We start from the raw sequence: 11673 nt of genomic DNA on the forward strand, positions 1-11673 counted from the left end.
GCATTACGCAAGCTTAAGATTAATGATCGCAGCGTAAAGGGCTGGATTATGTCAGATTCGGGCTAAACGAGGATGTTTCACGCGATTGCTCTAATGAAACAAGAGTAAGTATGGAGGCAGCAATGACAAAGCGATGAAGCGATGCAGTGTCGAATGAGGACTGGAGTCACACCTCACACCGCTGGATTGTTACCACGATGCCGCTTTACTGCGGGAACGGCCTGGTGAACGGGTGGTGGCTAATTCGCTTGCCTGTGACCCTATGGGTCACAAGCATCATCAGGACTTTGACGAGGTAATGACGCCGGCGCACTCATCGGCGTCCGTACTGGCAAGGCCCCACTCTTGCCAGTCCTTTCCGAACAACTCAACCGGATGTTGGGTGCGTTCCGAGCCGTTACCGCAAGCCAAAGAGTCGGCCGGACAATATCTGTCGCATCCCCAGCAAACGCGTTCCGGGTTTTTTGGCGTAATGGGAAATTTCTTTGCCATGGCTCGTCCGCTGTAAAGTTGACCGACAATAGATTAACGAGGGTGCGTTATGGCTTGGGATTGGTATTAGGCACGCTTCTGCGCAATACCGACTCTATCTCTTCCCGCGTCACCGGTCCCTCTTTAACGAATATTTGTTGGCCTGTGCCATCGTACAGATAAGAGGTCGGATAACCGCGCGGCTTGAATTGATCCGCTAACTTTATATTGCCTGCGACGATAGGATAGGTGACATGGAGTTTTTCAGAAAATTGTGTAATGCGCTGTGGATTCTGTCCGTCGACTGCCAGACCGATGACGACGAGGTCGCGACGTGCCTTGCTTAATGCTTCCAGTTCGGGCATTTCGGCAAGACAAGGAGGACACCATGTTGCCCACAGATTGACAAGTACCCATTTACCTCGGTAACCGTCAAGCGTATGCACTTGCCCCGCTGTGTCGGTCATCGTGAAATTTAAAGGGGCGGAGACGGCCACCATCGGCAATGAAACCGATGCCAGCAACAAAATCAGTTTCCTAAACATTGCTATCCTCCGTGTTGTCCGTGCACGCCCGATTCACATCAAAAGAGACAGGTATGCGGATAATTAAAATCTACCGCTCAGTCCGGCCAGCAGGCCGCGTGGTGAAGTCAATTGCACGCCATTGACATGCTGATAGACCGGATGCTGATAGAAGGCATAGACCTGAATACTTTGCGAGATGGCGTAGCTAATCCCGGGACTGACATAGGCGAACCGGCCTCCACTATCAGCCGGCTCTGCTTCGCTGCCACGGTCGCGTCCCTTGAACAGCGTATTCAATTGCACCAGCGCACCGAGCTTATCGCTTATCCCGTACCGATATCCCAGGTCGGCACCGAACTGCGCGCCCGGCTTGTACTGGTCATGCGTGTTGAGCGGACGCTGGTACTGTATCTGCGTAAACCATGAAGCGTCACCGTCTGGCAGTTTCTGATGGTGATACGCGCCGAGCACTAAATCGGTTGTTCCAGTGCCTGGCTGGAGGCTGCGCTCCGCGACGCCGCCTGCTGCGTTACGCACGGAGGTCTTGCCCGTAGGTAGTTTGAGCCCGAAAGACAAGCCTGTAGTGCTCGGCTTTTCCGGTTGGCCGTAAAAAGGCCGTTGATAGCGGCCGATAACGCGCACATCCCCAAGTTCCGTATAACGCCATTCTTCAGGCAATTGCGCGCCACGGTGATTGTGTATATGCGTATGGTTGCGATCTGTTAAAGGTGCGGTCACCGATATACCCCACCCGGATTCGAACGAATGGCTGTAAGTCGCAACGAGATTGCGATTCACTGTTTTGACTTCATCGTGGTGATGACTTATCTGTCCAACGGCAATCTTGTCGCTCCCAGCGCGAGGTTGGTCCTGTTCGATGAATTCATACCGCAGGTCGAACGATGATCCCGCTTCAACCATGGCGCTTTCGGTTGTCCAGTTTGTATTTACGGTACAGAACGCCGACCCGCAACTGGCCGATGCAATAACGGGAACGCCGAGACAGTATGCTGCGAGAACGGTGAGATTTAGGGTTTTCATTTATCGTCAGGAATGCATTATTTAATAAGCCTGGCACACCAGCTTGGCGACGGCGAAGACAAGCGCTTAAAGAATGCAGCCATGCTATCGCCTCGATAGTCTTTTAATGATTGATCTGGGTCAATTTATTCCGGATTGTCGTTTTCTTGGTGATGCGGTGCCGGCACCGGCAAGCGAGTCGTGCTTGGCAAGTTCACGTTTCAACATTGCTGCGCATTGCCTCTCTAGAGATCGATGGGAAAGATGGTTTCGTGTTTCGTATATCGCCTTCTCGCCGGAATTCGCATGCAGTGAGGCGAAACTGCACATCGCCGAGGCGAGTTTGTAAAACTTGACCTAGATCATTCTTTAAAGATGCGTCAAAACCGTATGATTTGAGCGTCCTGAGCCGGAACCACTTACCTCCTCGGCCAGTTAATAAAGGTGAAAAAAATGGAACGCAAACTTATCTCCCGTCTGGTTGCATGCGCTGTGTTAGGCCTTGCAAGTGTCTCCGTCGCTTACGCAGCAACTGGCCACGAACACAGCAGCAGCACATCTGTTCAAATTCGTCCTGATGTGACCTATACGCTACGCACCGACATTGCGGACGGCAAGCTGGTGTTCATTGGTGAGACTGGCGCGATCAAGGGCAAGGTTAACCCGCAACTTGTTGTCGCAGAAGGCGCCGTGGTACAGATCAACCTGGTGAACGGTGATGGCGCGACGCATGATATTTCGGTTCCGGACTTCTCTGCGAAATCGAACCAGCTCAACGCGAAAGGATCGAGTACCTCCATCGTATTCAAAGCCAACAAGAAGGGCGATTTTCAGTATATTTGTACCTTGCCCGGCCACGTCCAGGCTGGCATGATTGGAAAGATTACCGTTGGTGGTGGTAGCGTTGCGAAACAGGCGCCTAAGGGAGTGGACATCTCGGCAAGTCCATTTGATGTTGGCCAGCCGGTCGGAAAACGCGGCCCGCAAAAGATGACGGTCAATCTCGAGACGACTGAAGTGCTCGGTCAGCTTGCAGATGGCTCTACCTATAAATACTGGACCTTTAATAACAAGGTGCCGGGACCGTTCATTCGTACACGCGTTGGCGACACCGTAACCGTGAACATGGCAAATGCCAAGGACAGCCATATGATTCACTCGGTTGACTTCCATGCGGTCACCGGGCCTGGTGGTGGTGCGGCAGTCACCCAGGCGGCTCCGGGAAGCAAAAAGAGCTTCACCTTCAAGGCCCTTAATCCCGGCTTGTACGTGTACCACTGCGCAACACCGATGGTTGCTCAACACATCTCCAATGGCATGTATGGCATGATCCTTGTTGAGCCGGAAGGCGGGCTGCCGAAGGTAGACCGTGAGTTCTATGTCATGCAAGGTGAACTCTATACCGCACAACGTCACGGTACACAGGGCGAGAATGAATTCTCACTCGATAAGCTGCTGGCAGAACAGCCCGAACATCTGATGTTCAATGGTAACCATGATGCATTGACCAAGACCCATCGGATGGAGGCAAAGGTCGGCGAAACTGTCCGTATATTCTTCGGCGTCGGCGGACCGAATGCCACATCGAGCTTCCATGTAATTGGTGAAATTTTCGACCGCGTCTACTCGATGGGCGATCTCACATCAGCGCCGCTCCAGAATGTGCAGACCACGACAGTAGCGCCAGGCGGCGCGACCATGGTCGAGTTCAAGGTCGAGGCGCCTGGCCGCCTGATTCTCGTGGACCATGCCTTGTCCCGGATGGAAAAAGGTTTGGTTGGCTTCCTGCATGTGGATGGTCCTGAAAATGCCGACGTGTTCAGGGCGCACAGCAAACCCGATGGCGATTCCGGCCATTAAACGCCAGAACGTCGGCAAAAGCCGGTAAAAGAAAAGCCCGCCGCGAGCGGGCTTTTGCACATGCTTATCGCTTACCTTTGTTACGAAAACACAGGTCATGGCAACAAGGCCCTGATCGTTGGTCAATGCAATCGTTCTAATTTCCAATTTTCCGGAGTGAGCTTCATGTCTTCTCTTAAAGTCGATCGGCGGGAGTTTTTGAAACGTCTTCCCTTGTTTAACGATGTCACTCTTGATGAACTCGACCAGATCGCAGCTTCCACGACCGAACTCCATATGCCGAAGGGCGGCATGATATTCCGGCGCGGCGATCCCTGCGACGGATTCCATATCGTGATCTATGGACAGGTGAAGCTCGGCTTTACATCGACTCAGGGCGACGAAAAAGTTGTCGAGATCATCAGTCGCGGCCAGAGCTTCGGCGAAGCACTCATGTTTATGGAGAAGCCTTACATCGTCAACGCACAGGCGCTTGCCGACTCCCTGTTATTATATATTTCGAAGAACGCGGTATTTGCCGAACTGGATCGCAACCCGAAATTTGCCCGTCGCATGCTGGCCGGGCTCAGTCGCCGACTGCACGGGTTGATCTCGGATGTCGAAGCCTACTCGCTTCGATCGGCCAGCCAGCGCGTAATTGGCTACCTGCTCAAGGAAGAGCCGGACGGTGGTGGTGACGGTGGCCGCGTGACCCTTTCGGTAAGCAAAAAACTGCTTGCGTCACGACTTAATCTGACGCCCGAACATTTTTCGCGTGTCTTGCATGAACTCGTCGCACGCGAACTGATTGAGGTAAAGGGACGCGAAGTCGTCATACTGGATATAGAACGACTTCGGAATTTTGAAGGATAGGACTATCCTCAACGTTGCCCGGCATAGTTCCCCAACGCGAAGATAGGCCGAAGCTTATTGGTACTAACCACAACCGCCGATGTAGTTGCATTCTGCGCAGCGTGTGCAACCGTCGACCTTTTGCAGTGCATACGCACCACAGTCCGGGCATTTTTTCCTGCCAATCGTACGATTCAACTCGCCGTGAAACTGTAACGGTGGCTGTTCGTCGCCATGCAAGGCGGCATCACGTTCGATCAGGCGCCGCGCGAGTGCAGCAATCGGTACTTGATTACCGTAGCTGTCAAGGAAGCCACGCCTGACCAGGATGCGTTGAAGCATGAAGCCAACCGCTGCCACTTCCGAATCGTGGTACATCGGCAGGTTAGTGCCGTCTTCCTTTGTCAAGCTTCCACAGCGCACCGGTCCCTTGTCCCATACCACTTCACGCATGTCGCCGAGCGCCTTGGCAATCGAGCCCCCCGACCGTGCCGCCATCGACAATAACCGCATTGAAGCGGTGATCCATTGCTGGCCATCGGACTTCTGACCAGCGGGCATGAAGAATTCAAATGGCCTTTCGATTGTCACCGGCTGTCCATCGAGCGTGCCGGTAACCCGGATAAAGCTTACCGTCAGATAGACCGCTTTTTTTCCTTCCTGCGTTGAGTATTCCACCTTTGAGGTAACTGATTCCAGTTCTCCAAGCGGCCGGCTTGCAAACTGCTTTCGCAAGGGATCATCATCCGGCGGCATGGAGGGCGTTGCGGGCGCTGGTGCGCCGCTGCCGACGCTGAGGACGCTGCCTAGAACGGTATTCGGCCTGTACGTGGTCAAACCCTTTAATCTGGCTATCCAGGCATCGAAGTAGAGGTTTTTGAAATTTTCATAGGGATAGTCTTCCGGCACATTGACGGTTTTTGAAATCGAGGTATCGATAAAAGGTTGAACGGCACGCATCATCTGCAAGTGATCGGTCGCCGACATCTGAAGCGCGGTGACAAACTGTGCAGGGAGTTGGGCATCATCCGCTACATCGTGACCCAGGTGCCGGTAAAGCCGCCACGCATGATCGGCGACTTCATACACACGGGTCGATCCGTCCAACATGCGTTTTTTACGGTTATAGACCCAGGAAAACGCGGGTTCGATGCCATTGGACGCATTATCGGCAAACGCGAGCGTAATCGTACCCGTCGGGGCGATCGACAACAGATGAGAGTTACGGATGCCGTGTTTGCGGATCTCATCACGCAGGGTTTGCGGCAGGCGTGCAATGAACTGCCCATCCAGGTATTTTTCCGCGTCGAACAGGGGGAAAGCGCCTTTTTCTCTGGCAAGTTCGACAGACGCCGCATAGGCGGCGTTACGCAGTTCTTCCGCAATAGCCGATGCCAGTGCGCGCCCCTCGTCTGAATCGTAGCGAAGGCCCATCATCACCAGTGCACTGCCAAGCCCCAGGAATCCAAGCCCCACCCGCCGTTTTGAGCGTCCTTCCTGTTGCTGCTTCTTGAGCGGCCACTGTGTGGCATCGATAGCAAGATCGAGCATGCGCACGGCGACCGCTGCAACCCGACGCATCTTGTCGAAGTCGAAATAAACGTTTGCCGAAAACGGATTAACCACGAACATCGTGAGATTGAGCGAGCCAAGGTCGCAGCATCCATAGGGTGGCAATGGCTGCTCTCCGCATGGATTGGTTGCCGCAAGTCGCTCCGTGTAATACAGGTTGTTCTCGGCGTTCATGCGATCGATAAAGAGAATGCCGGGCTCGGCATGATCGTAGGTCGACAACATGATCTTTTCCCAGAGATCGGCGGCACGCACTTCGCGGTACACCCACTTCCCATCCGGACGCTGACGGGCGCCAGCCAGTTTCTGCTCATCGCTGGGCGGGGCCTTATGTATTAACTGAAAGGTCGCGTCCGCGGCCAGGGCTTCCATGAACGCATCGGTAACGCCAATCGATAAATTAAAGTTTTTAAAGCCGCCAGTATCCTTGGCACTGATGAAGCCTTCGATATCGGGATGGTCGATTCGAAGCACACCCATTTGCGCACCGCGGCGCGATCCGGCGGATTCGACTGTCTTGCAAGAGGCGTCGAACACTTCCATATACGAGATCGGTCCGGACGCACGCGACCGTGTTCCCTTGACATAGCTGCCGAAGGGGCGGATCTCGCTAAAGTCATATCCAACACCACCGCCGCGGCGCATGGTTTCCGCCGCCTCGGCCACGGCCGTGTAGATACCTGGCAGGTCGCCATCGCTGCCGGTGATTGAGTCGCCGACGGGTTGAACGAAGCAGTTCATTAAAGTGGCCTTGATCTCCAGTCCGGCTGCGGAGTTGATACGTCCTGCAGGAACAAAGCCATTTTCCTGTGCCCACACAAACAGCGTTTCCATTTCTGCCCGCTTTTTGGGCGTATCGACCGCAGCAAGGCCGCGCGCTACGCGTAGCCGAACGTCACGAACGCTGGTCTCGCTTCCCTTTGCATATTTTTCGAGCAGAACATCCACTGATACCTCTTGCGGTTCAAGCGAGGTTCCAATCATTTTTTCATTTGCATTCATTCTTCCATCCAGAATCAGGTCTATAAATTGTTATCCGCTATCGGCAAGTACCGGCATGACAGCAACTTTCGCCGACTTGATCAAAAGATTCCTTAATTTCGCTTAAGAAATTTATAGCCGCGCCTGGAGTGTCGTGAGTGAGAAGAGTGTTCAAACGATCGCCGGATTTATCCGCGGCTTCCGAATGGCTTTACGATAGACCAGGCAAGCCTGTAACAGATTCCCGCACAATCGCAGTCCGGACACGCCAAATATCACTGCCGCCGGACGTGCAAGCGTCTCCGGCGCGACGACTGCGCCGAGGAGGAATATCAATCCAAGCAGATGAAGCCAGAATTGTTGTTTTGCCGCGCGGTCGGGCGACAAGTCGCGTACGCTTGGAACGGCCTTTCTGTCTAATCCCGTCTTGCTTTGCAAGTCATACCAAAGCAGGAAAGGCACGATCTTGTAAAGCATTCCGTTCACCGCTGAATATGCGCAGCCGATGATCATCAATATGCCCAAAAGTAGCGGCTTCGCCGGCAAGGCAAGCAAATAGACAGGACCGCAAATCAGCAGGCTTATCATCGAAAGACGCCAGAACAAGGTCGTGGCTTCCGTGTTTGGCCGCCGGCGTTGTTGAAGCAGCCAGAGGGTGACACAGGCAAACCCAATCAATGTACAGAGGAGGATGAAGCCAAGTAGCGATCGAAGCTGGGTTGTTAATTCATTATTGAAAACTGCCGTCAGCGTCCATGCTGCAAGGGTTGTCGCCAGCAGGCCGGCGAGCGGAAAACTGGCGGCGTGCGGATAGACAGGCGTCGCCTGGAACATTGGAATCACTTGAAACGCAACGCCGATCAGCAGCAGTCCTACCCAGCCAAGCAATCCCCAGCTGGCATGGAAATCGGTTATTTGCATCAGTGGTATAGAGAACGACCAGCCGAAACCGATCACCAGCACCATGCCGGAACACACGGTAACCAGCAGGGAAGCCAGCGCCAGCCGGATCGTATCGACAGTTGCGGTCGCACCGCCTGGATTGCATCTGAACAATCCCGGGGATGTGGCTCCAAGCAGCCAGAGAAGCCCAAGCCCTAGCGAGACGCCCGCCAAGCGGAACAAGAGCGGAGCCACCGTTAAAAAGGCTGCGACCAGCAGCGCCGTGCCGCCCGCCAGCGCAGAAAAGACAACGGCACCTGTGTACCTCGGTGCAAGCACATTGACACCGGCAACCACCGGCAATATCTGCAGCAACGCACCGCTCATGATCATGGCCAGAAAGCCGAGCGTCAACAGATGCGTCAGGGCCAGCGTGGTCATCGACCAGCGCGACACCAGAGCAGCCGGGCCCTCCCAAAAAAGGAGTGCGGCGGCAGCCACAGCAAACAATGGTCCTGTCAGGAAAAACCTGAGCGGGACTGACAGGGAAGGGCCATCGTCGTAGGAAAGCGCACGTTGCATTACGCGCGATGACGAATAAGGATGTCGAACAGATAGCCGTCGCGCGGTGTTACCGTGTACGCGTACCCGTTCTGCTCGAGAATGCGATAAAGCGGGCGCGGTTCCCTGTCGATAATCATGCGGATATGTTCATCGCGCTGCAAGCGCGCCAACGCCTCCAGCACACGTTCCATGGGCTCGGGCGGCTCCAGGCCGCACACGTCGAGTGGAATTTCTTTTGTCATGTTCAGCTTGCTCCGGATAGTTGATGCAGGTCTTGCATGTCGGCGATCAAGTCTTTCGCCCGTGCCGCCAGGAATCGATCGGCCATTGGATACAGGATCGATTCTTCTTTCATGTTGTGTTGGCCCATCATGATGTGCAGTATGTCCGCAGAGGCTGCAAACGCATCCGCATCATGTGCCAGTAATGCTTCCTTCATGCTATCAATGATCTGGCGTATTTGCTGGTGTTCCGCGCGCATCATGCTGGTAGGTCCCGGCGGCGTCCCGGGTGCCTCTTCAAACGCCGGGAAAAGAATCTTTTCTTCCATGTCCAGGTGATGACGCAATTTCGCGTTGAAGTCGTCGAATGCCGTTTCTGCGCCCGGCCAGTCTTGCTTGCCCGCGCAGGTTTCCGCACGGGCAAGCTGCTCGTCGCAGCGGTGATGGTCGGCTTCAAGAAATTGGCTAATTAAAGAGTTTGAAGACATGGCGGTTCCCGTGTAAGCAAGCATCCATTGTCACATCAAGGCCGTATGGGCTTCCTTAACATGCGTTAAGGAAGCCCATACGGGCCGTTGTTATAGTCCGCACACTTCAATCCCACCACAACAGGAACACTATCGTGTCTCTACAAACTCTTCCCCAATTTACTATCCGAAGCAAACAGCTGTTACCGATCGTCCAGGGTGGAATGGGTGTCGGTGTCTCGGCACACCGATTGGCAGGCAACGTTGCAAAACTCGGTGCTCTTGGCACGATCTCCAGCGTCGATTTGCGACGTCATCATCCTGACCTGATGGCGCGTACTGCGAAGTCTCGCGATAAGGAAGCGATCAACGCAATAAATCTTGTCGCCCTGGATCGCGAGATTCAACTAGCCAGGAACATCGCCTGCGGCAACGGACTGATCGCTGTAAATGTCATGCGTGCCGTCTCTGAATATGCTTCCTATGTACGCCAGTCGTGTGAGAGTGGCGCGGACGCGGTGGTTGTCGGCGCGGGACTGCCACTTGACTTGCCCGACCTGACCGCGGACTTTCCGGATGTGGCGCTGATTCCAATTCTTTCCGATGTGCGTGGTATCTCACTCATTCTGAAGAAATGGATGCGCAAGCAGCGGCTCCCCGATGCTATCGTGATTGAAAATCCACGCTATGCTGCCGGCCATCTGGGTGCGGCGGGATTGGCCGAGGTCAATGCGCCGCATTTTGCATTTTCGGTAGTTCTGGAAGGTACGTTGGAGTTACTCAGGGAGCTGGGCATCGACAAAGAGCGCATGCCCTTGATTGTCGCGGGTGGAATCCACACTCCTGAACAGGCACGCCAGCTATTTTCAATGGGCGCCTCCGCGATACAGTTGGGAACGCCATTCGCTGTGAGCGAAGAAGGCGATGCACATCCAAACTTCAAGAAGGTGCTGACTGAAGCCAAGCCTGAAGACATCGTTACTTTCATGAGCGTCGCCGGGCTACCGGCACGTGCGGTAAAGACGCAGTGGCTTGCCAATTATCTGGACAAGGAATCCAAATTGCAACGCAATGCCAAACCCAAGGCATGTACGGTGGGTTTTGACTGCCTGCATCAATGCGGACTGCGGGATGGCATTTCTAAAGCCGGGCAATTCTGCATTGATACCCAGCTTGCATTTGCAATGAATGGTGATGTCAAACGTGGTTTGTTTTTCCGGGGGTCCGAGCCATTGCCGTTTGGGGATGCCATTCGTCCGGTCCGGGATTTGATTGCCTATATGCTGGGCCTGGTGGCCGGGGATGGGTTTGAACTGGTGGCGTCCTGAGCGGGACGAGAGGTCGGCAAATACTTGACACCCTTAACTCCCGTCCGAGCCTTCCTCCGCCAGGGGGGAAGGAGTGGGTCAGCGATGTGCCACAACTTTGGCAAGTTTATCTGGATGTTCCCCTAACCTGGTGACCGCAAAGGTGGAGGAAGCTTTTTCCGGGCCTTGCAGAATATCCGAAAGCGTGAGCCGATCCAGTGTTTTCAGGTAGGCATCGGTAGCGGCAGCCAGCGCGTATTTCAGCACGCACATTGGTGACAGCGCACAGCGATTTTGCGTCTCGTCAAAACATTCCACCATGTTGAAATCCGGCTCAGTCAGCCGCACAACCGTGCCAAGCGGAATTTGATCCGGTCTCTTGCCCAGGCGGATGCCTCCCGCACGTCCCCGCACCGTATGCACGAGATCCACCTGACCAAGGTGATGGACCACCTTGGTCAGGTGGTTCTTTGAAATATCGTGGGCGGTTGCAATCTCCTGTATGGTCACCAGTCGGGTTGGACGCATTCCAAGATACATCAGTACCCTTAATGCATAGTCCGTGTAGTCTGTTAAACGCATGATGGGATCTCGTCAAGAGAAGTGTGGGCGAGGTACGCGAGGCTTGCTGGTCAGTGATTCATCTTGTGGATGGTCAGCCGATGACCCTGAAGTCGATAATGACTTCTCCCGGGAGGCGATCGACATACTCTATGGCGACACGGGGACCGTAGTAGTTTTTGATCTGCGCAAGTAGCGGAAGAGGGTCGTGGTCATTACAGAAGCGCATGGTTTCGCCGACAGCAAGCGCTTCGAGCGCGCCGAAGATTGCTGCGTGGCGGAAGCGACGGGCGACGCCGCGTGCGTCAAACGGATAGACGCCATTTTCGATGGCGGGAGTGGAGCAGTCGTGTGGCATGACGATCAACCTTTAGTCAGTTGGTAAGACAGTGGAGAGATGAGGTTCGCA

The 11673-nt window shown here is 54.4% G+C and carries 12 protein-coding genes; 3 read left to right on the forward strand and 9 right to left on the reverse strand.

Annotated features, from left to right (window positions below; all coding sequences use genetic code 11):
• Positions 1 to 279 precede the first annotated feature (279 nt).
• The 3 genes from ASE07_RS28475 to ASE07_RS25280 form a co-directional block, all read right to left on the reverse strand.
• Positions 280 to 492, reverse strand: coding sequence for a DUF3079 domain-containing protein (locus tag ASE07_RS28475; protein ID WP_082584480.1), 213 nt, complete (start codon positions 490 to 492; stop codon positions 280 to 282).
• 47 nt (positions 493 to 539) lie between these two features.
• Entirely contained in the window at positions 540 to 1016 is a 477-nt protein-coding gene (locus ASE07_RS25275) for a TlpA family protein disulfide reductase (protein ID WP_057293582.1), read from the reverse strand.
• A 63-nt stretch (positions 1017 to 1079) separates the two neighbouring features.
• The gene (locus tag ASE07_RS25280) at positions 1080 to 2039 is read right to left on the reverse strand and encodes a transporter (RefSeq protein ID WP_156397018.1); all 960 of its coding nucleotides are present in this window, start codon (positions 2037 to 2039) and stop codon (positions 1080 to 1082) included.
• A gap of 432 nt (positions 2040 to 2471) precedes the next feature.
• Between ASE07_RS25280 and nirK the strand changes: the two genes are divergently transcribed.
• Both nirK and ASE07_RS25290 read left to right on the forward strand, forming a co-directional pair.
• Positions 2472 to 3878 (forward strand): copper-containing nitrite reductase, encoded by a 1407-nt coding sequence (nirK, locus tag ASE07_RS25285; RefSeq protein WP_082584505.1) that lies wholly within the window; start codon positions 2472 to 2474, stop codon positions 3876 to 3878.
• Between the two features lie 165 nt (positions 3879 to 4043).
• Positions 4044 to 4730: a Crp/Fnr family transcriptional regulator gene (locus tag ASE07_RS25290; protein WP_057293761.1), complete on the forward strand. Its 687-nt coding sequence runs from the start codon at positions 4044 to 4046 to the stop codon at positions 4728 to 4730.
• A gap of 63 nt (positions 4731 to 4793) precedes the next feature.
• On the opposite strand, the gene ASE07_RS25295 is transcribed toward ASE07_RS25290, so the two are convergent.
• From ASE07_RS25295 to ASE07_RS25310, 4 genes are all read right to left on the reverse strand, one after another.
• The gene (locus ASE07_RS25295) at positions 4794 to 7283 is read right to left on the reverse strand and encodes an adenosylcobalamin-dependent ribonucleoside-diphosphate reductase (RefSeq protein WP_057293584.1); all 2490 of its coding nucleotides are present in this window, start codon (positions 7281 to 7283) and stop codon (positions 4794 to 4796) included.
• A 150-nt stretch (positions 7284 to 7433) separates the two neighbouring features.
• Positions 7434 to 8726 (reverse strand): hypothetical protein, encoded by a 1293-nt coding sequence (locus ASE07_RS25300; RefSeq protein ID WP_057293585.1) that lies wholly within the window; start codon positions 8724 to 8726, stop codon positions 7434 to 7436.
• Complete coding sequence (locus ASE07_RS25305) at positions 8726 to 8950, reverse strand: DUF2249 domain-containing protein (RefSeq protein ID WP_057293586.1); 225 nt, start codon at positions 8948 to 8950, stop codon at positions 8726 to 8728. Before ASE07_RS25305 ends, ASE07_RS25300 begins: the two co-directional genes overlap by 1 nt.
• Before the next feature lie 2 nt (positions 8951 to 8952).
• The gene (locus tag ASE07_RS25310; RefSeq protein ID WP_057293762.1) at positions 8953 to 9417 is read right to left on the reverse strand and encodes a hemerythrin domain-containing protein; all 465 of its coding nucleotides are present in this window, start codon (positions 9415 to 9417) and stop codon (positions 8953 to 8955) included.
• Positions 9418 to 9551: 134 nt separating this feature from the next.
• Here ASE07_RS25310 and ASE07_RS25315 point away from each other — a divergent pair, with 134 nt between their 5' ends.
• Positions 9552 to 10724, forward strand: coding sequence for an NAD(P)H-dependent flavin oxidoreductase (locus tag ASE07_RS25315; RefSeq protein WP_442946129.1), 1173 nt, complete (start codon positions 9552 to 9554; stop codon positions 10722 to 10724).
• 78 nt (positions 10725 to 10802) lie between these two features.
• On the opposite strand, the gene ASE07_RS25320 is transcribed toward ASE07_RS25315, so the two are convergent.
• Both ASE07_RS25320 and ASE07_RS25325 read right to left on the reverse strand, forming a co-directional pair.
• Positions 10803 to 11285 carry an RrF2 family transcriptional regulator gene (locus ASE07_RS25320; protein ID WP_057293588.1) on the reverse strand — a complete coding sequence of 161 codons (483 nt, stop codon included), beginning with the start codon at positions 11283 to 11285 and terminating at the stop codon, positions 10803 to 10805.
• Between the two features lie 73 nt (positions 11286 to 11358).
• Positions 11359 to 11622 (reverse strand): DUF2249 domain-containing protein, encoded by a 264-nt coding sequence (locus tag ASE07_RS25325; protein WP_057293589.1) that lies wholly within the window; start codon positions 11620 to 11622, stop codon positions 11359 to 11361.
• Positions 11623 to 11673 lie beyond the last annotated feature (51 nt).

Origin of the sequence: Noviherbaspirillum sp. Root189, from assembly GCF_001428545.1 — a bacterium.
GTDB lineage: Bacteria > Pseudomonadota > Gammaproteobacteria > Burkholderiales > Burkholderiaceae_D > Noviherbaspirillum.